At 51.7% G+C, this 19,484-nt stretch carries 18 protein-coding genes and 1 riboswitch; of the genes, 2 read left to right on the top strand and 16 right to left on the bottom strand.

Annotation, left to right across the window (positions count from 1 at the left end; genetic code table 11):
* Nucleotides 1-364: 364 nt before the first annotated feature.
* From F3H20_RS05530 to F3H20_RS05460, 15 genes are all read right to left on the bottom strand, one after another.
* The gene (locus F3H20_RS05530) at nt 365-1,666 is read right to left on the bottom strand and encodes a nucleobase:cation symporter-2 family protein (protein ID WP_149733948.1); all 1,302 of its coding nucleotides are present in this window, start codon (nt 1,664-1,666) and stop codon (nt 365-367) included.
* A 46-nt stretch (nt 1,667-1,712) separates the two neighbouring features.
* Nucleotides 1,713-2,291 carry a xanthine phosphoribosyltransferase gene (locus F3H20_RS05525; protein WP_149733947.1) on the bottom strand — a complete coding sequence of 193 codons (579 nt, stop codon included), beginning with the start codon at nt 2,289-2,291 and terminating at the stop codon, nt 1,713-1,715.
* 255 nt (nt 2,292-2,546) lie between these two features.
* Nucleotides 2,547-2,647, bottom strand: a riboswitch (purine riboswitch).
* Between the two features lie 61 nt (nt 2,648-2,708).
* Entirely contained in the window at nt 2,709-3,128 is a 420-nt protein-coding gene (locus F3H20_RS05520) for a bacteriohemerythrin (protein WP_149733946.1), read from the bottom strand.
* A gap of 291 nt (nt 3,129-3,419) precedes the next feature.
* A complete protein-coding gene (locus tag F3H20_RS05515) occupies nt 3,420-4,676 on the bottom strand; it encodes a sensor histidine kinase (RefSeq protein ID WP_149733945.1) in 1,257 nt (418 codons plus the stop codon).
* Nucleotides 4,677-4,678: 2 nt separating this feature from the next.
* Nucleotides 4,679-5,353: a response regulator transcription factor gene (locus F3H20_RS05510; RefSeq protein ID WP_149733944.1), complete on the bottom strand. Its 675-nt coding sequence runs from the start codon at nt 5,351-5,353 to the stop codon at nt 4,679-4,681.
* A gap of 158 nt (nt 5,354-5,511) precedes the next feature.
* Nucleotides 5,512-6,210, bottom strand: coding sequence for an SIMPL domain-containing protein (locus F3H20_RS05505; RefSeq protein WP_149733943.1), 699 nt, complete (start codon nt 6,208-6,210; stop codon nt 5,512-5,514).
* 333 nt (nt 6,211-6,543) lie between these two features.
* The gene (locus F3H20_RS05500; RefSeq protein ID WP_149733942.1) at nt 6,544-7,521 is read right to left on the bottom strand and encodes a hypothetical protein; all 978 of its coding nucleotides are present in this window, start codon (nt 7,519-7,521) and stop codon (nt 6,544-6,546) included.
* 14 nt (nt 7,522-7,535) lie between these two features.
* The gene (locus F3H20_RS05495; protein WP_149733941.1) at nt 7,536-8,090 is read right to left on the bottom strand and encodes an RNA polymerase sigma factor; all 555 of its coding nucleotides are present in this window, start codon (nt 8,088-8,090) and stop codon (nt 7,536-7,538) included.
* A 241-nt stretch (nt 8,091-8,331) separates the two neighbouring features.
* Nucleotides 8,332-9,162 carry a carboxylating nicotinate-nucleotide diphosphorylase gene (gene nadC, locus F3H20_RS05490; RefSeq protein ID WP_149733940.1) on the bottom strand — a complete coding sequence of 277 codons (831 nt, stop codon included), beginning with the start codon at nt 9,160-9,162 and terminating at the stop codon, nt 8,332-8,334.
* Nucleotides 9,159-10,751 (bottom strand): L-aspartate oxidase, encoded by a 1,593-nt coding sequence (nadB, locus tag F3H20_RS05485; RefSeq protein WP_188128209.1) that lies wholly within the window; start codon nt 10,749-10,751, stop codon nt 9,159-9,161. Before nadB ends, nadC begins: the two co-directional genes overlap by 4 nt.
* A 1-nt stretch (nt 10,752) precedes the next feature.
* Nucleotides 10,753-11,751, bottom strand: a complete 999-nt coding sequence (gene nadA / locus F3H20_RS05480) for a quinolinate synthase NadA (protein ID WP_149733938.1) — start codon at nt 11,749-11,751, stop codon at nt 10,753-10,755.
* Between the two features lie 71 nt (nt 11,752-11,822).
* On the bottom strand, nt 11,823-12,860 hold the full coding sequence (locus F3H20_RS05475; RefSeq protein ID WP_149733937.1) for an ATP-binding cassette domain-containing protein: 1,038 nt from the start codon (nt 12,858-12,860) through the stop codon (nt 11,823-11,825).
* Nucleotides 12,861-12,898: 38 nt separating this feature from the next.
* Nucleotides 12,899-13,582: a GTP-binding protein gene (locus F3H20_RS05470; RefSeq protein ID WP_149733936.1), complete on the bottom strand. Its 684-nt coding sequence runs from the start codon at nt 13,580-13,582 to the stop codon at nt 12,899-12,901.
* Nucleotides 13,579-14,811 (bottom strand): ABC transporter substrate-binding protein, encoded by a 1,233-nt coding sequence (locus F3H20_RS05465; protein WP_149733935.1) that lies wholly within the window; start codon nt 14,809-14,811, stop codon nt 13,579-13,581. Before F3H20_RS05465 ends, F3H20_RS05470 begins: the two co-directional genes overlap by 4 nt.
* A 502-nt stretch (nt 14,812-15,313) precedes the next feature.
* Nucleotides 15,314-16,642, bottom strand: a complete 1,329-nt coding sequence (locus tag F3H20_RS05460; protein WP_188128208.1) for a phenylacetate--CoA ligase family protein — start codon at nt 16,640-16,642, stop codon at nt 15,314-15,316.
* A gap of 136 nt (nt 16,643-16,778) precedes the next feature.
* On the opposite strand from F3H20_RS05460, the gene F3H20_RS05455 reads away from it, so the two are divergent.
* The gene (locus tag F3H20_RS05455) at nt 16,779-17,393 is read left to right on the top strand and encodes a LysE family translocator (RefSeq protein ID WP_149733933.1); all 615 of its coding nucleotides are present in this window, start codon (nt 16,779-16,781) and stop codon (nt 17,391-17,393) included.
* On the opposite strand, the gene F3H20_RS05450 is transcribed toward F3H20_RS05455, so the two are convergent.
* Nucleotides 17,343-18,311, bottom strand: coding sequence for a helix-turn-helix domain-containing protein (locus tag F3H20_RS05450; protein WP_149733932.1), 969 nt, complete (start codon nt 18,309-18,311; stop codon nt 17,343-17,345). The two genes, F3H20_RS05455 and F3H20_RS05450, sit on opposite strands and share 51 nt — an antisense overlap.
* Nucleotides 18,312-18,564: 253 nt before the next feature.
* Between F3H20_RS05450 and dapF the strand changes: the two genes are divergently transcribed.
* Entirely contained in the window at nt 18,565-19,413 is an 849-nt protein-coding gene (gene dapF, locus F3H20_RS05445; RefSeq protein ID WP_149733931.1) for a diaminopimelate epimerase, read from the top strand.
* Nucleotides 19,414-19,484 lie beyond the last annotated feature (71 nt).

Genomic DNA, 19,484 nt, shown 5'->3' with positions numbered 1-19,484 from the left:
AGTTGCATGACCTTCTGAAACTGGTTGCCATTCCTCCCGACGAGGTCACTCTTAAACCATCACTCTTAAAATAACACTCATTATGCGGGGGAATTCACTGCCGAATTTAGTCCTACACGACAACGACATGTGGAATTCAGTTTTGCACGCTGTTTCAGATGTCTCTTTCCCTTGTAGAAAAACAGGGCAATGCAGCTTCTTAGTGGCATTATACAGCCTTTTTTCTCCTTCGTAAAGTGAAATGAGTTGACCTTATTCTTGCATTCTCCATGCTTTGACCCATTCTTGAACTTACCTTTTCATTTAACGAATTCAACCCTGGCGTTATTGAGGAGTCAGGGTTGAGTTATAAGGACCGTTTTGCTTATCCGTGCGCCGTCAACTTGGGCTGCGTCACGCTTTTTCCGGCTGTCATGTTTAAAAGGATATTCAAGATGACCGCTGTCAGCGCGCCGGTTACAATGCCATTTTCAAAAAACATCTTAAGCAGCGGCGGCAACTTGACAAACAGGTTGGGCACTACAGTCACGCCTAAGCCTAAGGTCACCGAACAGGCGATAACCAGTAAATTCTCATTGCTGGTAAAATCGACCTTGCTCAGCATTCTAATACCGGAAGCCACCACAATGCCAAACATGGCAATCATGGCACCGCCCAGCACGGCACTGGGTATAATCATCGCCAAAGCGGCGAATTTAGGAATAAAGCCTAACAAAATCAACATACCTCCGGCAACAATGGTCACATTGGCCGTTTTGGAATTAGAAAGCTGCACCAGGCCCACATTCTGAGAGAAAGTCGTATAGGGGAAGGAATTAAACAGTCCGCCAAGCATAACGGCCAGACCTTCGGCCCGGTAACCCCGTGCCAGATCGTTCTCTGACAAATCCCGTTTGCAAATCTCACCCAATGCCATAAACACGCCGGTCGATTCAATCATACTAACAACGGCTACAATGATCATCGTAATCACGGCACTCGGCTCAAAGGTAGGCACACCGAAGTAAAGCGGCGTAACCAGGTTAAACCAGGAAGCCTGAGCTACACTGCCCAGTGATACCGTTCCCATAAGACCGGCAGCCAGAGTACCGGCAATGAGGCCCAACAATACGGAAATAGAGCGGATAAAGCCCCGGGTAAACCGGTTGACCAGAATAATAAATAATAACGTGCCAAAGGCCAGGGCGAAATTGGTCAGTGAACCAAAGTCCGGGCTGCCCACACCGCCGGCCATATTGTTAATGGCCACAGGCACCAGCGTAACGCCGATAATAGTCACCACTGAGCCGGTTACCACGGGTGGGAAAAATTTGACCAGCTTGGAAAAATAATTAGCTATAAGAACGACAAACAGACCGGAACAGATGATCGAGCCATACATAGCCGTCAGTCCGTACTGGCCGCCGATACTGATCATGGGAAACACGGCGGTAAACGTACAGCCCAGCACGACCGGCAGGCCAATGCCGAAAAAGGGATTCCGCCAAGCCTGGAGTAAGGTGGCGATTCCCGAGGTCAGCAAATCGGCGGCAATGATGTAGCTCATTTGTGTGGCGTCCAGTTTTAAAGCCCCGCCAACAATCAACGGCACGATAATCGCGCCGGCATACATAGCGAGCACATGTTGCGCGCCAAGCAACAGGGTTTTTCCATTGGTTTGTTTCATAATAACCTCCTATTTAATAACAAAAAAATCAACAAGACCGGTAATTCTAAACTTCTGGTACAAACTGAACCTGTCCGCCGGAAAAGGCGGCGATTCGGGCCAGGGATTCCACACGGAAACCGGCCGCCTTCAGCTTGCTGGCACCCGGCTGGAAGGATTTCTCAATCACAATACCGATTCCCGCCACAGCGGCGCCGGCTTGCTGCACAATATTGGCCAAACCCAGTGCGGCTTCCCCATTGGCAAGAAAATCATCAATAATCAACACCCGGTCGTTGGCCGCCAGGAACTTCTTGTCCACAATAATGTCATTGCTTTCTTTCTTGGTGAAGGAATATACCTTAGTGCAATACAAGTCGTCTGTCGTGACGGCCGACTTTTTCTTACGGGCAAAAACAACCGGTACCTGCATGACCAGACCGGCCATAATCGCCACGGCAATACCGGACGCTTCAATAGTCAGAATCCTGGTGATGGCTTCGCCGGAAAACCGCCGGGCAAACTCCTCACCCATTTTGAACATAAGCTGCGGGTCCAGTTGATGGTTTAAAAAGGAATCCACTTTCAGCAGCGAGTCATTTAACACCAGACCATCCGTCCGAATCCTGTTTTTTAATAATTCCATATAGCCTCCTTATGTCTCGGGGTTAACGAACGCGCATTGCCGGTCCAACGGAATCGACCGGCCAGTTGTTGATAGCCGAGGAACAAAACGCTGCTCCGTTAATAAAAAAAGCCCTGACAGGAGACCCTCGCCGTAATGAAACATGAGCGAAATGTCCCCCGCCAGGGCTTTTATCCCCTTCGGTGTAGTGTTAACCACTGATACCACCCGGTCGCAGCCGTGGCGGGAAATAAAAAAATCCCAACCATGTGGAACCTCAGGTACACTTTCACTCGTAGACAGGCAATTTACGGTTGCCGGTAGAAACTTCTGGGCCCTATCCCCAAAATTATACGAGAATATTTACATGTGACTTATTGTAGCAGTCTGCCGTCAGCCTGTCAATTCCTCTCTAGCAAAATTCGTCGAATTTTGCCATCAAAGCACAGTGTCCGTTTTTACATAGGCGACATAATCACTATCTTTGCGCAATATATGATCGACCAACCAATTCTTGAGGAACATAAACGTTGGAAAGGAAAGGACCGGCTCGCCTCTGGAATATTCTTCAGAAAGCTCGCCCACCCGGGAAACGAACTGATCATGCTCCCGCTTATGTTCCCGGTATGCCGGGTAATTACATTTTATCAACAATTCCTCTTCCGCCGAAAAATGGTACACAGCGTAATCTCTTAGCTCCCGTAAAATATGGCCTGTCAGTTCCCGTTCCTGTTCAAGATTCTCGCATTCAAAAACCCGCTCATACAGAGTATTGATTAGATCAACCAGCTTTTCGTGATGAGCGTCAATATCATCAATCTGAAATACCATTTCCTCGTTCCATTCGATAAACGGCATATTTCCCAAACCCCTTTTATTTGTCTTATTAACCCAATTTGCTAGGTAAGCACTGATTAAATGAACCGGCCTGGTGAGAGATTTTTTCGGCTGGCAAGGAAGCAAAACCGCAGTAATAGTGGCCCCTATTGCAAGGTTTTGCTGACGCAGTCAGGCGGAAAAAGATCCGTCAGGACGCGCAGTGTGAATTAATCAGTGCTTACCTAAGTTAGCGATTATATTTCTCTGTGCTTTTGCTTTTCCCTGCCATTCTCGACAAATAAATTATGAAATATAGTATTCTTTTACCGGTTATGCTTTTTCCGCCTGCAAAAAAACGGTAAATATTGTGCCCTCACCCGGTTTACTGGCTACCTGAAGCTTCCCGCCGTGCATATCCACAATCCACTTGGCTATCGCTAAGCCCAGACCGGTTCCTCCCGTTTCCCGGCTGCGGGTTTTATCTGCCCGGAAAAACCGGTCAAAAATACGTGGCAAAAGCTCCGGCGCCATGCCAATTCCCGTATCGCGGACCGACAGCAGTACCTGCCTGCCCTCCTGGCGGCAGGTAACAACGACCGACCCGCCCTGTTGAGTATATTTAAAGGCATTGTCCAGTAAGATAACCAATAATTGGTGGAGCCGGTCCTTATTGCCCCGCGCCCGGATTCCCGGCTTTACTTCGGCCACACAGTCAATTCCCTGGGCTTCTCCAACCGCAGTAAAGAGCTCCAGCACCTCGCCAACAACTTCACTGACCGAAATCACCGTCATCGGCATTTCCGTGTTGGCGTCGGCCCGGGCCAGGGTAAGCAGGCTGCTGATCAAACGGGTCATGCGCATTGCTTCTTTCATGATTGAGTATATGCGGCGGCTCTCTTCCTGCACACTATGCTCAGGATGGCGCAAAAGCAGTTCCGCGTTGCTGTAAATACCGGTCACCGGCGAACGCAATTCATGGGAAGCATCGGCTACGAACTGCCGCTGCCGTTCCCAGGCAGTTTGCACAGGCACCATAGCCCGGCGGGCAATAAAATAGCTGGCCAGAACAATACAACAGGTCCCGGTAGTGACCCCCAATAAAGAAATCCACAGTAGATTGTTCAACAATTGTACTTCCGAATCCACAATGCTGACTACAATCACCGACTGCAGCCGGAAGCTCCGGTCCGCATTATACTGCGGGTCATAAGCATAGGGCCAGCGCATCATCCGGTAGGTATGCCCCGCATATTCCCTCATCTGCAGTTCGCCGGTTTCCACAGTCGCAGTAATCTCTCTAAGATGCGCCAATTCCCGGGGAGTCCTGTACGGATTTAAATCAATCGTCCGGCCATCGTCCCCTCTTAAAAGCAGCACGATCCGCGGATCGAAAATCGGCTGGCCTATAGCGACAGGTTCCCCGTCCACCAGCCGGAAAGAATTGGCATGAATCCGCATCGCTTCATCAATATTATCAAATAACCGGTGAGAAAAGTACCCGTACAGCACCAATATATACATACCGAAAATCAGCAGAAATACCAGGGAAATAAATATAGTCAACCGGCGAAGTGTCCGAATAAACATATTCATGGTTCCTTAAGCATGAAACCAACACCGCGTATCGTCTGAACCAGCCTGTCCTGGCCATAGGGGGCCAGTTTTTTCCGCAAATGGTGAATATAGATATCGACAATTCCTATTCCGGTATCGCAATTCATCCCCCAAATCCGGTCAAACACCTGCTCTCTGGTTAAAATTTGTTCACTGTTTAACAAAAGAAACTCCAATATGTCATATTCCTTGCTGCCCAAACCTAGGCAGGTTTCGCCAATACAGGCATCGCGCCGAGCACTGTTTAACACGATGCCGCCGTAAGTCAAACGGTCTTCCGGCATCAAATTGCCCTTCCGGCGCAGTAGTGCTTTAAGCCGCGCCAGCAATTCCCGCATCGCAAAGGGTTTTACCATATAATCATCGGCACCGGCTTCCAGCCCCTGGACACGGTCATCTATGCTGTCACGGGCCGTCAACAGCAAAATAGGAACGGTACAGCCTTCGCTTCGCAGCGTACGGACAATCTCCAGACCACTGATTTCCGGCAGCATAATATCCAATACCAGCAGATCGTGGATACCCTGCCGGGCGGCAAAGAGACCCTCATCGCCGGCCTCCGCACAGGTAACCTCATACCCTTCTTCCTGTAAAATATCGGCTACGGCCTCCCGCAGCACCTCATCATCTTCCACCACCAGAATTCTCATCACTGCCCCCCCTTGCCTACCGCTAATCCGATTTTTCTTTTTATTATTCCCCACGGTGCCGCTAACTTGCGGCTGCATGACCCGGCAGCGAAAAAAGTCCCTTAAGCGCAGCTTGCAAATGCTGTCTTAAGGGACTGATCGTTCCAGGCTTTTAGCCCTTATTCCAATTCTACAGTTACCTGAACATTAGCGCCTACCGTAACTTTTCCGGCCGGAATGTTCGGGGCCCCGCTGTCGGCACTGGCCGCTTTAAACATTCTGGTCTCCAGCATGACCGGATTATAGAACACACCGGATTCATTGATCAGGGTTATGTTAGCCACCCGTTTATGAAGCGTCCCGGCAATCACTTCCGCCTTGCGCAGAGCGTCCTGAATGGCTTCCTGCAAGGCCTTGTCCTTGCTGCTCGTTTCATCGGCCGTTTCAAAGCGAATGGAGGTTATCTCGTTGGCCCCGGCCTGCGTAACTTCATTAACGATAGTCCCCGCCTGCTCAATAGCGGTACGAACCTCCAGTCGCTGTGTCACCTGATAGCCTTTTAAAACCGGCAGCTTATCCTTCTCATAATTGTATAACGGATTAATCTGATATGTATCTGTTTTAATCTGTTCGCTGCCGATTCCCTGCTCCCGCAGAGCAGCCAGCACTTTATTCATCTGCCGGACATTGTCGGCTTTTGCCTTTTCTATATTATCCTGAATGGAATTTACCACCAGACTGATCCGGGCCGTATCCGGCGTCACTTCCTGCTGACTGGTACCGCTTACCTGAACCACCGTTTTCGCTGCCTCACTGGCGAATGCCGGCACAGCCAGCAATAAACTCGCTGCCAACACTAAAATCATTTTTTTTAACATATCCTTACCTCCCTGTATGTCTAACCGAACCGGTTAGCCTTTCGTTGTTGTCTTCATAGAATAAAACGACTGGCGCCATAAAAAGTAACGGGGTACCCTGCTTATAAAAAAAATTCTATAAATTATTGCGATAAGGCTGCCGGAAAGCCGGAGCCTTATCGCCTGTTCTAGGTAACCACTGATTAATTCACACTGTACGTCCTGACGGATCCTTTTCCGCCTGGCTGCGTCAGCAAAACCTTGAAACAGGGGCCGCTATTCCTGCGGTTTTACTTCCTTGCCAGACGAAAAAATCTCTCGCCAAGCCGACAGGTTCATTTAATCAGTGGTTGCCTAGGGCATATCTTCCCTGATTACCAGCGAATCTGCCAACTTTTTCAGTTCCGCTGTTTTTTGCCGACCCTCCACTACGACCTCATAGCCGTCACGGGTCACGGTGACCCGGTTCACTTTGGCTTTGACCGCAGATGTATCTGCCTGCCCGCTTGCCTCCCCTGCCGCATCAGCCGCCGGCAGGGCATCGGGCAATCGTTGAATTACACGGATTTCTTCCCGGCTATTGATTTTATAAATTTGCTCAACCAGCCTCCGGTCAGGAGCCACAGTGACCGACTGCGCCGTATGACCGGGCAAAACCAGCAAGTGGGTAATTTCCTGTTTAGCGCCGCTCTCTTCCCCTGCCGGAGCGGCCAGTCTCGCTTTAGCCATTAGGCGGGTCTCCTGCTGTGGTTTCTCTGCCGCTACATCCGCCTCGCTCATCGCCAGTTGTCCGCTTTCTTCCGTTTTAGCCTCCCCTGCCGCCTCGTTTACCTTATCCAACACTGGGGCTGGCAAAAGGGCGGCAGCTATTTGCGGTTTTGATCTGCTGCTTGGCGGCGCAGCCGGCGCTTTTTTCTCGGCCGGTGCCGTCCGGTCCGGTTCGCCGGCAGTCTTGTCTGCCGGTCTTGTTGGCGGCGTCACCTGCGCTTCCAGTTGCTGAGCCGGCGGCAAGTTGTTATTTTGCTGAAACAGGGTTAGCTGTACGCCAACTGCCAGTACTACCGCCGCCGCACTGCCGGCCAGCACAGTATACAACCGGTGCCGGCGGCGCTGCTCCTGCTTAGTTTTCAATTCCGCCGACAGGCGATCAGCCATGCCGGCGATCAGTGAATGAGGAATTTCATCACCGCTACAGTCATGTTTCATCATATCCGCCACCGCCAAAAATTCGGCCACCTCCGGGTCTACAACCGCCCTGGGGCCTTCTATCGTCAAGTTATCAATTTCCCGCGAAAGCACTTCTGCCTGCTGTCTTTCCTCTTCTGTTGGCATAATCAAGCTTCACCTCATTTCACCATGCCGGTTTCCAGGCATAAACTACGTAAATTCTTCAACGCACGCTGTTGCAGCATTTTTATTGCCGCTTCAGTCTTATTCATCAGGACGGCTGTGTCGTGAACCGATATGCCCAGCAGTACCCTCAGCCGGATGGCCTGCCGTTGTTCCTCGGGAAGATTTTTTAACAGCCCGGCTACCCGTTCCTGCCCTTCCCGTCGCAATGTATATTCCTCCGGCTTCTCCCCGCTGTCCCGCAGGGTTTCCTGGTACTCTTCCAGTCCGACTACCTGCGGTGCCCGTCCGTTTTTCCGCCAGAAGTCGGTAACCAGATTAAGCGCGATTTTCCCCAGATAACTTTTAAAAGAAACTCCCATCGACTTATAACCTGGCAATGCCCGGAATGCTTTCATAAAGGTGTCCTGGGTCAGTTCCTTGGCATCCTCCGGGTTGGCCAGCCTGCTGTATATCAGCCGGTAAACCGGCTGCCAATATTCAGTCATCAAAGCGTTGAGCGCCTCACGGTCTCCCGCCTGCGCTTTTGCCAGCAAAATATGTTCGTCCATCGCCGCAGAAACTGCCGCCCCCTTTCCTACTAAAAAAACTGTCCACTATAGTTGATAACGCTGCCGAACGTATAAAAGTAACGGTCGGCAATCTACCATCTTACCGTTTCGGCTCGCTACACTAATTTTAGCAGAATACGGATAAATTAGCAGCAAAACTAAACTACACATCATGAGTTAAAAAAATAAGGACTGTCCCACCGGAAGTTTTCTCCCGAGCGCGCAGTCCCTCCCTCAAATACTATTCAAATTTCAGACTTATATCCGCCGCCCTGACCGAATGGGTCAAGGCGCCGCTGGAGATGACATTCACACCGGCCCCGGCCAGTGCCGCAACGCGCTCTTCCGTGATATTCCCGGATACTTCAATAAGAGCACGGCCATCAATCAAGGCTACTGCCTGCTTCACCGTATCCAAATCCATATTATCCAGCATGATCACGTCGACCGCCGCTGCCAGCGCTTCTTTCACCTGCTCCAGGCACTCCACTTCCACCTCTATTTTTATGAACGGTGATATCCGCCGGCGGACAGCCTGCACGGCAGGTAAAATTCCTCCGGCCGCCTTGCTGTGATTGTCCTTTATCATCACCATCGCATCCAGGGCATAGCGATGATTTTTTCCGCCGCCCACGGTAACCGCGTATTTTTCCAGCATCCGCAAACCCGGTGTGGTTTTTCTTGTATCGACAATCACGGTGCCGGTGCCGCTGCAAAGCCGCACATAATCTTTCGTAGCCGTGGCAATTCCCGTCAAATGCTGCAAAAAATTTAATGCCACCCGTTCACCGGCAAGCAGCGCCCGGGTGGGCCCCCGCAAACTGGCCAGCACCGTCCCGGGCGCTGCAAAATCACCCTCCCGGCAGTTCCAGGCAACGTCAATCCGGTTGTCCAATTGTTGAAAGACCTTCAAAAAAACTTCCGTTCCGGCCAATATTAAGGGCTGTTTGGCGATTAAACGGCCTGCCGATTGGTGACCCTCGCTAAAAATCGCCTCACCGGTTAGGTCGCCGGCACCGATATCCTCCAGCAAAGCCTGTTTAATAATCTGTTCCAATGCGATTGGGTTCATTGCATTCTTACCTTTCTTCCCCATAGCTGTTCACTATGTTTTTTAAACCGGCTGTCATTAGTTGCCGGAAAATCGGCCCGGTAATGTCCGCCCCGGCTTTCCTGCCGCACAAAAGCCGCCTCAAGCAACAGCTCCGCCACCAAAGCAGCATTTTCCCGGCAACAGTCGGCCTGCTGCCAGACTTGCTCCCCTGTTTCCCGGCAGGAATAAAGCCATTCCGCAAGCCGGGCCAATTCTTCTCCCTGCCGGATGACACCGGCTGCCTGGTCCAGCCTGGCACGTAACAGCGCCGTGTCGATGCCCCGATGATAAACAGGAAGACCGGCGTCCGACAAGTCGGGTTTTCCCGGCGGCAGGTGGCAGTTATCGTTGATGCAGGCAGCCACCCGGCGGCCGAAAACCACGCCTTCCAGGAGGGAATTACTGGCCAGCCGGTTAGCGCCGTGCACCCCGGTTGCCGCCGACTCACCGCAGGCATACAGCGAAGGTACGCTGGTCTGCCCCCAGGCATCGGTTTTTATGCCGCCAATGGTATAATGAGCGGTCGGTTGTACGGGGATGACATCACGCTCCAGACAGTAGCCGTGCGCTGCCAGCTCGCCATAAATCGAACGGAAGTGTTCGGTTAGCTGCTCGCTAGGTAAAGCGCGGGCATCCAGGTAGATAACCGGCGCTTGCCGGCGCTTCATCTCAGCCAGCATGGCTCTGGATACCTCGTCTCGCGGTGCCAGCTCGCCATCTTCGTGATAGCGCGGCATGAAGCGCTCGCCTGCCGTATTGCGCAGCACCGCCCCTTCACCCCGCAGCGCCTCACTTAGCAAAAACACCTTGCCTGACGGCAGGGTTACCGCCGTAGGATGAAACTGGACAAATTCCATATCGGCAATGAACGCCCCGGCCCGGTAAGCCGCGGCTATCCCGTCACCGCTCGCCGTGGCGGCATTGGTTGAACGGGCAAAAATCCCGCTGTAGCCGCCCGCAGCCACAACAACAGCCGGCGCCAGCAATTGCAGCGCCGCTTGTTCGGTTTGAACCAGACAGCCACAGCAGATGCCCTGTGTATCGGTCAGCAAATCAACCAGAAACGTGTTATTGAAAAAATCAAGCTGTGGGCGGCCGGCCGCCCGGTTCATCAAGGCCTCGGCAATATGACGCCCCGTATAATCATGATGATGGGCCACCCGGTTCCGGCTGTGGCCACCCTCTCTGGTCAGTTGCAGGCCCTGCCCGTCACAACAAAAGTCGGTGCCGGCAGCCTGCAGAAATTGCAGCGCCGCCATCGCCTCTTGGGTGAGATGCTCCACATTCTCCTGTACGCAAAGCCCTTTGCCCACCCGTAAGGTGTCGGCGGCGTGACGGGCGGCACTGTCATCGCTGCCGGCAGCGACCGCCATGCCGCCCTGCGCTTTATAGGTGCTGCTTTCAGTCAGCGCGTTTTTACTGATTAAAGCCACCCGCAGCCGTTTATCCAATGATAAGGCGGTGCTCAGTCCGGCAATTCCTGTGCCGATAATAATCACGTCATAAGTAAAACAGTCGGCCGCCTTAGCCATCGCCAAGGCACCGCAGCTATACCCTCTTGTCGCCATTTCAAACCATCTCCAGCATTCTTCGCAAAGTCCGGGTTGCCGGCTTCGCCGTCCGCTCATCCAGTTTCATGCTGTATTGATCATCCAGCAGCGCCTGGTAAATACTTTGCAAACGGGTCTTTTTCATATTAGGACAGTACAGGCCGGCATGGAGCAGAAAAAATTCCTTATCCGGCCGGCTCGCCTTTAACTGGCACAATACACCGGCTTCCGTACCGATCAGATAGGTTTTGTCGGCGGAATTCTCCGCACAACGAATGATCTCCGAAGTACTGCCGGCAAAATCAGCCAGTGCCACAACCTCAGGCGAACATTCGGGATGCACGAGAATCTTTGCCTCAGGATGTCGCTGGCGGGCTTTCAAAACATCGTCAGGTTTGACTTTGGCATGGGTAACACAACTGCCCCCCCACAAAATGAGTTTTTTGTCCGGCACCTGTTTAGCCACATAGTCACCCAAATGACCATCGGGAATAAAAATCACCTGCCGGTCGGGCAATGAGCGGATAATATGCACCGCATTGGACGAAGTACAGCAAATATCGCTCTCCGCTTTTACTTCCGCCGAAGAGTTTATGTAGCAAACCACAGGCACGCCGGGATAAAGCCGTTTCAACTCCCGTACATCCTCAGCCGTAATCGTATCGGCCAGCGGACAGCCGGCATCCGCCTCGGGCAGCAGCACCGTTTTATCCGGTGAAAGCAACTTGGCCGTTTCCGCCATGAAATAGACGCCGCAAAATACAATCACATCACAAGCCAGTGTAGCGGCCTGGCGGCTCAGATAGAAAGAATCGCCGACATAATCAGCTACTGCCTGTACCTCGTCGATTTGGTAATTATGGGCAAGAATCACAGCATTTCTTTGCTGCTTGAGCCTTCTAATCTCCTGTGTTAACTCTGACAAAGCCTTCTTCCTCTCTCCCTCAACGGTATTTGATTCACGTTCATTGTAACGCCGGACAAAGATAGTGTCAATACACCTGTCTTTACATTGCATCCATAAAAAAGAACGGCTATTTATCTCAGGCAACGCTCTTAGAGATAAACAGCCATTCTTTCCGGCTTGTTTCAGCTAATTTCTTGTTTCAGTCCTTCTATCAGTCTCAATTGGTCCAACTCCACTCGCCCGCCTGACCGCAAGTCCTGACGCAATCCGTTTAACATAGCATCTACACTTTGCAGCAGCCGGAGGTTTTCCCGCTCCTTCGCACTGGTTTCCAATACATCGCGAATCCCGCCATTACCTATTACAATCCGCTTATCACCCAATAAAGCCAAAAACGGGTCATGGGTTGCCATCAGCACAATTTTCTGCTGCGTAACCAGCAATCCCAAAGCTTGCCGGCGGTCAATCCCGGCGTTTTCAATTTCATCAATCAGCACAATGGGGGACCTGCTCAAAAAAGCCGTATCGGCAATCATCAGCGCCCGAGACTGTCCGCCACTTAACGCAGTAACCGGTGTGGCGGCGGCAAACGCTTCCCCCGCCAGCCGGTTGGCTTCCTCTACAATGATCCTAGTTATGCCGGCCACATCTTCCCTCATCCGGCTCCCGGCATGCATAGCAATAAACTCTTCCACCGTTAAATCCATAATGAAGTTCATATTTTGCGACAGTTGCGCCACCAATTTCTGTTCGACAGAAAAGCGCATTGCCCCAGGCGGAGGCTGCTCATTAATTAAAATGCGTCGCCCCGTAGGCGTATCCCCCTGGGCCAGCCATTCAATATCGGCCAATAGGCGACTCTTGCCTGAACCGGTAGGTCCGACAATACAAATAATTTCACCGGTCCGGATGGTTAACCGACAATTCTCCGGCACGCCGCTTTTGTCCCGGCCGCCAACGATGGTGATTGACCGGACCTCTTCCACAGAAGGCTCTGTAAGCTGCTGCATAAAAGCCAGATATTCCGCTAACTGCCGGGGCAGATCTTCCCGCTCAACTCCCCGGTCGGCTAAAAGCTCGTCATCCAGCATGGTAAAAAAATCCGCAACTGGCAGTGTTTCTTGTGCTTCATATTCGTCAAAGGCCTCAAAAAAATCCCGGGCATAGGGATACCGGGCAAACAGTTCCCTTAACGTCATACCAGTTACCAGCACATTCATCCTTCATGCCCTCCCCTCGCGTTTGGCACCGGCTAACGTTACCAGACCATCTTCCGCACATTGCCCATTTGATAATTGTCGCCGATTTGGGTTTGGCCCAAACAATAAGAGCAGGTTGCTGCCGGCAGGGAAAAACGCAAACGGCAGCCGGACAACGTATCCCGGTCTTCCGCCTTATTCCAAAACGTACCGGCCTCATAAGCGCCCTGCCCGGTTAAACCGTTTACAGGCAAAATCACCGCTCCCGGATTAACCTGCCTAACCCGGAAAGCAAAAACCTCCCGTTCTGCCTGGGAAACAATGTCACCCTTGGTGATGATGATCATATCCGCAAGCTTTAACATGGGGCCGACCTTCTGCGGCGTATGAATGCCGCTGAGATTATCAATGATACAAACCGCCGTAACGCCCCGGATATGAGGAGCACACCGGTTGCATAACCCGGCGCTTTCACTGATTAAAAACTCAAAACCCTGTCCCTGACCCCAGGCGAAAGCATCTTCTATGTTGATTGCAAAAAAGTGATCAGGGCAAAGGTTGCCCGATAACCCGATTTTTACCGGTATGTTCTTTTTATCATATAACTCCTTATCCTGAGTGGAAAGACAATCAAATTTAATGACCCCCACCGTTTTACCGGCGGCCTGGAGAGCGCCGGCCACCTTGATAATGACCGATGTTTTGCCGGCAGCCGGCGGACCGGCTACAGTAATCAGCTTCATTGTTTACCTCCCTCCCGCTCCCCGGCTTGACGGGTCCGGAGGAAATCAGCATTCAGCCGTTCAATCAGGTTTTCCATATCATGCTTCTTAACAAAATCCCAGCCAAGCCATTTTAGACGTCCGCCCGGCGGAACGGCCCAATCGCCTTCCGGATGCACGGCGGGAAACGAGGCAGCGGCACAAATACGGGCAACCCGGGGACCTGTGAGAAATTCGGTCAGCTCCTGCAATTCTTTCATTTTTTCCCGCTTAACCAAAACAAGAATAGGATAGGCTAAAGCCCCCTCCTCCGGCCAGACAAGTTCCAGATGGGGACTGTCTGCCAGTGTCCGGGCAAAAAAGTAGGGCATAACATGAACCGGCGGAACCTTCGCCGATCGGCTCGTTAACTCTTTTACCATTTCGGCAGGATGGAGACCGTAGCGAACGGCTGCCGCCAGCTTGGCAAGGCCCTCCGGTCCGTAATCCTTATAATAATTCAATTGAACAATATCGCAGAAAGTTTCCCGGTGCCCCCTTATGACGACTTTACCGGCATATTCCGGTTTAAGCAGATCACCCCAACGCTTCGGGACCGGGGTCTGTCCCAGCCGCCTGCGGTCTGCTACCATAACGAGCGCATTGGCCGCAATGACAGAAAAGTGCCCGTCAGGATCGACCAGTTCCGACCCGGTTATTCGCATATTAACTGCCTGATTGGGCACGGCAGTAAAAATCCCCGTTTCAACAAAACGTTCGACAAAGCTTCGCAGCAAAAAATGAAACCCCGTAAGCAAAATAATATCGGGCAATTCGTCCGGTTCGGTAAAAAATTTAACATAATCCAGAAACTTAATAGAATGGTCGGCATTTGATTCAATGCAAACCTGTAAGGGGTTCCCCCTATTTGCCTCCATCCGTTCCATGACTTGTGTTAATTCGGTTTCTATCGGCACTTTAAGCGGGCACGGCAACAGCGCCAGCAAATGCAGCCGTTCGCAAAGTCTGTTTTGACTTATTTTCCCCGACTGGCCGGCTCTCCCGACAACATCCTGCAGTAAGGAAAGAAACCAACTTTCCTGTATCCGCTTTGCCTGCAAGGCTGTCCTTAGTTTTAGCAAAGAACCCCACTGCCTGAGCACCCTGTCTTCGGCAAAAGGAGCAAATCCATTCTGAATAAATATCTCCCGGGTCGCCGGATAGGCCGACACAATATCATAAATCGTGGAATCAAGTAAGTTATTTTGCACCAAGAACACCTCCAGCCTCCCAATTATAGGAGTATATGAAAAAAGTCAACCGACAAAGAACATCATCTTTGTGGATTGACTCTACATTGTCATAGATATTTAATTTACCCTCATACTACTATAAATTTAATATTGCGTCAATAAGATCCACGAAGATTCTGTTTGTTGGAATTTCCCTGCTTACAATATCCCAGCATAGCCTGTGCCGGGCAAATTACTCTTCAAAGGACATTCTATCCGAAAAAACGGCATAACTTCCTGTATAAGCCAATAATTTTCTTACTAATATTTTCATTATAAAAGCTGGAACCGAAATCTTCAATCAAAGATATAGGAAAAAGGCCTATGATGAAGAAAATACATTGCCAGGCGGAAAAAAGAGCAATTTTAAGGACATATCCCTCAAAATTGCTCCCTTTATGAACATTAATCGAAACTTATCCAAAAGAATTTTCCGGAAAGACATGTGGCTTTCACGGCATAATGCATGCAGCGCAGCAACTCAGCGCAAATCCCTGACTCTGATATCCTTAATTTGTTGACCAAGACTGGATATAGGTTCAATAACTAACTGTAGATTTCCATTTTTCATATTTACCGCCAATTCAGGATAGGCCTTCTGCAAAGCGGCTCGTACCAAAATTTCATCAGGCTGTCCTTCCACCTGTACCGTCAGTTGATCAACAAGACCCGCTTTTTCCACCCTTACCAATATGCGGCCGGTAGTTTTAGGAACTTTACCGACAGCATCGGCGATAACCCGCCCATAGAGGTTCATATCGCCGGCTACAATCATATCGTCGGTTCGTCCCCCGATATGGACGGCCCTTAGCGGCAGCCAGCACGGGCAGGCAGCCCAGCTCCCCCGGTCGCCCGACCGGTAGCGGATAAAGGGCATTCCGTCCCGCCGCAACGTGGTAAATACCAGCTCGCCTTCCTGAGCCGGCTGCCCTGTGGCAGGATCAATAATTTCCGTTACCAGATGCAAATCGTTAATATGAAAAGCCTGACAGCCCGGCAAAGAAATGGTTTGAGCGCTGCCAATCTCGGTGGAGCCGTAAATATCAAACACGGCCGCCCCCCAGTATTCCTGAAAAAAAGCCTTATGCTCCGCCGTCAGCCGTTCCCCGACGAGAGCAATTTTACCGACCGGCTTCCGGTACCCTATCTGCTGCGCTTCCCGGGTAACGGCAGTCAGATAAGACGGAGAGGAAAAAATCATATCCGGTGAAAAACGCTTCAGCCAGGTCACCGTCTCAGCAGGATTGTCAGCTCCCACCATCAACGGCAGTCCACCCGCCCGCTCTACGGCACGCTGCACGCTGGCTCCGCCAATCCACAGCCCGTGCCCAATTGGCAAAGCAATCAGCGCCACCAGCCTGCCGCTGTGGACCATCCGGATTGTCATGCCATACAAGTTGGATAAGGCCTGCATTTCCCGGAAAGTATAATAGACCCGCTTAGGCTCCCCCGTTGTACCGGAGGTGGTAAAAACAGCAGAAAGCCGGTCCTCCGGCACGCAAAGAAAATCCTGCCATTGCCGGATATCCGCTGCCGTCGTAAAGGGGATCTGCGCTAAATCAGCGACCGTCCGTATGGTTTCCGCCTTAATGGCATATTCTTTAAATAAGCGCCGGTAAAAAGGCGACCGCTCCTGCACATATTGCAGGATATGACGCAGCCGCAATTCCTGGACCGCGTCAATAAAGCCGGGCCTAAGTCCCTGCTCCACGGTATGTTTAAAAAAGGCCCCGGCCCGTTTGACCGCCGCCGGCCGGCAATTTTGATCCTCGAAACGGCGCAGCGTTCTGTCAATTACTTCAGCAATCATCAGCTTCTCTCCTGTAGTCCCCGTTTGATTTCCTCTATAGTTATATCCCCTCCGCCTCTCCTTATACGCGGCGAGGGCTATTACCATAACCGGTCTGCAGGAATCCTTTTGCAGAGTCTTTAGGAGGCAAACCCCTATGCATTCCCTACTGTTTCTAAAATGCCTGCTCAGCGGCTTTTTGCTGGCCGCGCCCATCGGTCCTGTCAACCTGATCTGCCTGAAACGAACGCTCAGCGAAGGCCGTCTGAGCGGACTGGCTGCCGGACTGGGCGCCGCCCTGGCCGATGCGCTCTTTGCCTATATCGCAGCCGCCGGCCTTCACGTGTTTACCGATTTCATCCTCCGCCATGTCTCATTGCTGCGCTGGGTTGGCGGGCTATTGATCATCTATTTAGGCTACCGGACCTTCCAGAGTGCGGCGCCCTGCCGCGAGGAAGCCCGTCCTTCCCCCCACAGCCTGCTGCGTCTGGTGGGCAAAGTCTTTGTCCTGACCTTAACCAACCCCTTTACCATCTTTGCCTTTTTAGCCGTCTTTTCGACGCTAGGCATCGCCGGTAGAATCACCAGTCTGACAGCAACCGTCCTGGTCGCGCTGGCAGTCTTTACCGGCTCGGCGTTATGGTGGCTCACGCTGACCGGTTTGGTCGCTTGCTTCCGCAACCGGATAACCGACAAGGTCATTATCAAAATCAACCGGCTGTCAGGAGTGCTCATCATACTGCTTGGCATCGTTTCCATTCTGGAGCTGTAACGCTCCTTGCTCCGGCAACAGGGTATTGTTTTGTTGCGCCAATCCCTGATATTTCCTTGGCGAAAGACCGTACACCTTTTTAAAGGACCGGGTAAAGTTGGAATAATCGCTAAAACCGCTTTCCAGGCAAGCTAACATAACCGGGTTCCCCTCCCGGATCAGCCGGCCGGCACTGATCAGCCGTTTCTGCAGAACATAGCTGTGCACGCTATAGCCGGTGTGCTGCTTAAATTTACGCATAAAGTGATATTTGCTCAAGAAGAATTCCGCCGCCAGCTTTTCAACAGACAAATCCTCGGCCAGATGCTTGTCGATATGGCGCAGCACCTCACTGATACTTTCATCTTGCTGAACGCCGGCCGGTGTAATACCGTCCTGCCGCGACAGCATCAGCCTGTTGATATGCACCAGCAACTGCAGGAGCAGTGCGTTGCGCAAAATAGTATCGCCAAACTGCCTGTTGCCACAGGTCTCGTCGATCTGTCCCACCAGGCCCTTGATCACCGGCAGCATATCCTGGGTCATCCGGAGCACATGATTTTTATTCTGCTGCGCCAGGCTAAAGCAGGTCAGCAAATCATCACCGGCTACACCGCCGCTTTGCAAAAAGGACGGTTTAAGCCACAGCACCATGCGCCGGTATGGCAAGGCAGGGTCAATCACCGGGTTGTGCACACTGTCCTGGTGGACCAGCACCACATCCCAGGGCTTTAGCGGATAGGCGATCCCTTCCACACAATAGGTGACTTTCCCTGATAAAAAGATAATTACTTTATGAAAATCATGATAGTGCGATTCAATCTGCAGCTTTTTGTTGTCCGATAAATTAAAAAAGCTGACCTCCTGCAGGAGGTAACCCCGCTTCGCCGGAGAAAATCGAGTTTCACTGTCCATGCTGGTTCGCTCACCGCTCTTCATCAGTATTTCCCTTACTATTCGCCACAGCAGTATTTACCACCTTTCCCGCAGTTTATGCAATGTTTTTTCCGTTCTCTCTTGTTATACTAAAGCTAGCAATAACAAGCTTGAGGGAATCAACCGTTCCCACCCCGCGCAATCCCGGAGACGACCAACCTCCGGGACAGCTTGTTATTTACGGCATTTGCCTGATTACCGCAGGAGTTTCCGGCTACATAAGGCGCAGGCAGCTCCCAGCCAGGAGGAATGATTCATGACTGTTGATTTTTATAAATACCACGCATTAGGCAACGACTATATTATTCTCGACCCGAACAAAACTGCTCTGTCCTTAACCGCAGAGATCATCCGTCTCTTATGCCACCGTCATTTCGGCATCGGCTCGGACGGCATTCTGTACGGGCCGTTCTTTCAGGAAAACGGCATCCACTTGCGGATACTCAATCCTGACGGCAGCGAAGCCGAGAAAAGCGGCAACGGCATCCGGATGTTTGCCCGTTATCTCTTCGACACCGGTTATCTAAAAGACAGTTCCTTTGACCTTTTTACGCCCGGCGGCAAGGTCAGTGTCGAAATCCTCGATGCCCGCGCCAGCCTGATCAAGGTAAATATGGGCGCCGCCACCTTTAACAGCACAGCCATACCGGTAGCCGGCCCGGCCCGCGAGGTAATCGCCGAACCGCTCACCGTTTTAGACCGTGCCTACGCCATCACCTGTCTTTCGGTAGGCAATCCACACTGTGTGATTCCACTGCCAAATATCTCGCGGGAGCTGGCCGAACAGCTCGGACCGGTTATCGAAAACCATCCGCTGTTCCCCAACCGGATTAACCTGCAGCTCTTAAAGGTGCTTGACCGCAGCACCATTCAGATTGAAATTTGGGAGCGGGGCGCCGGCTATACGCTGGCTTCGGGCAGCAGCAGTTGCGCCGCCGCCAGCGCCGCTTACCGGCTGGGCCTGATCGACCGGAATGTCACCGTCATCATGCCCGGCGGCACCCTTCACATCGCCATTACCGCCGCCGGCGACATTTATATGACCGGCCCTGTCACTGCAGTTTATCAGGGAACCTTGTCTGAAACACTACTGTCCCGGTCATAACCGGCTTAAGCAGCCATTTCCCACGTCGGAACTTCAACGCTCTGTCAACTATTTTCAAACGTTAGCGAAGA

The sequence above is a fragment of the Propionispora hippei DSM 15287 genome (assembly GCF_900141835.1).
GTDB lineage: Bacteria > Bacillota > Negativicutes > Propionisporales > Propionisporaceae > Propionispora > Propionispora hippei.
The sequence above is the reverse complement of the archived record's forward strand: the minus strand, read 5'-3'. Positions and strand labels throughout refer to the sequence as shown.

What these genes read in the sequence shown, in the direction of transcription:
- F3H20_RS05450 (WP_149733932.1), bottom strand. Translation starts at nt 18,311, where the DNA reads ATGAAGAGCGGTGAGCGAACCAGCATGGACAGTGAAACTCGATTTTCT.
- F3H20_RS05525 (WP_149733947.1), bottom strand. Translation starts at nt 2,291, where the DNA reads ATGGAATTATTAAAAAACAGGATTCGGACGGATGGTCTGGTGTTAAAT.
- nadA (WP_149733938.1), bottom strand. Translation starts at nt 11,751, where the DNA reads ATGCAATGTAAAGACAGGTGTATTGACACTATCTTTGTCCGGCGTTAC.
- F3H20_RS05500 (WP_149733942.1), bottom strand. Translation starts at nt 7,521, where the DNA reads ATGCCAACAGAAGAGGAAAGACAGCAGGCAGAAGTGCTTTCGCGGGAA.
- F3H20_RS05520 (WP_149733946.1), bottom strand. Translation starts at nt 3,128, where the DNA reads ATGCCGTTTATCGAATGGAACGAGGAAATGGTATTTCAGATTGATGAT.
- F3H20_RS05475 (WP_149733937.1), bottom strand. Translation starts at nt 12,860, where the DNA reads ATGAATGTGCTGGTAACTGGTATGACGTTAAGGGAACTGTTTGCCCGG.
- F3H20_RS05530 (WP_149733948.1), bottom strand. Translation starts at nt 1,666, where the DNA reads ATGAAACAAACCAATGGAAAAACCCTGTTGCTTGGCGCGCAACATGTG.
- F3H20_RS05460 (WP_188128208.1), bottom strand. Translation starts at nt 16,642, where the DNA reads ATGATTGCTGAAGTAATTGACAGAACGCTGCGCCGTTTCGAGGATCAA.
- dapF (WP_149733931.1), top strand. Translation starts at nt 18,565, where the DNA reads ATGACTGTTGATTTTTATAAATACCACGCATTAGGCAACGACTATATT.
- F3H20_RS05505 (WP_149733943.1), bottom strand. Translation starts at nt 6,210, where the DNA reads ATGTTAAAAAAAATGATTTTAGTGTTGGCAGCGAGTTTATTGCTGGCT.
- F3H20_RS05470 (WP_149733936.1), bottom strand. Translation starts at nt 13,582, where the DNA reads ATGAAGCTGATTACTGTAGCCGGTCCGCCGGCTGCCGGCAAAACATCG.
- F3H20_RS05515 (WP_149733945.1), bottom strand. Translation starts at nt 4,676, where the DNA reads ATGTTTATTCGGACACTTCGCCGGTTGACTATATTTATTTCCCTGGTA.
- F3H20_RS05510 (WP_149733944.1), bottom strand. Translation starts at nt 5,353, where the DNA reads ATGAGAATTCTGGTGGTGGAAGATGATGAGGTGCTGCGGGAGGCCGTA.
- nadC (WP_149733940.1), bottom strand. Translation starts at nt 9,162, where the DNA reads ATGAACCCAATCGCATTGGAACAGATTATTAAACAGGCTTTGCTGGAG.
- nadB (WP_188128209.1), bottom strand. Translation starts at nt 10,751, where the DNA reads ATGGCGACAAGAGGGTATAGCTGCGGTGCCTTGGCGATGGCTAAGGCG.
- F3H20_RS05495 (WP_149733941.1), bottom strand. Translation starts at nt 8,090, where the DNA reads ATGGACGAACATATTTTGCTGGCAAAAGCGCAGGCGGGAGACCGTGAG.
- F3H20_RS05455 (WP_149733933.1), top strand. Translation starts at nt 16,779, where the DNA reads ATGCATTCCCTACTGTTTCTAAAATGCCTGCTCAGCGGCTTTTTGCTG.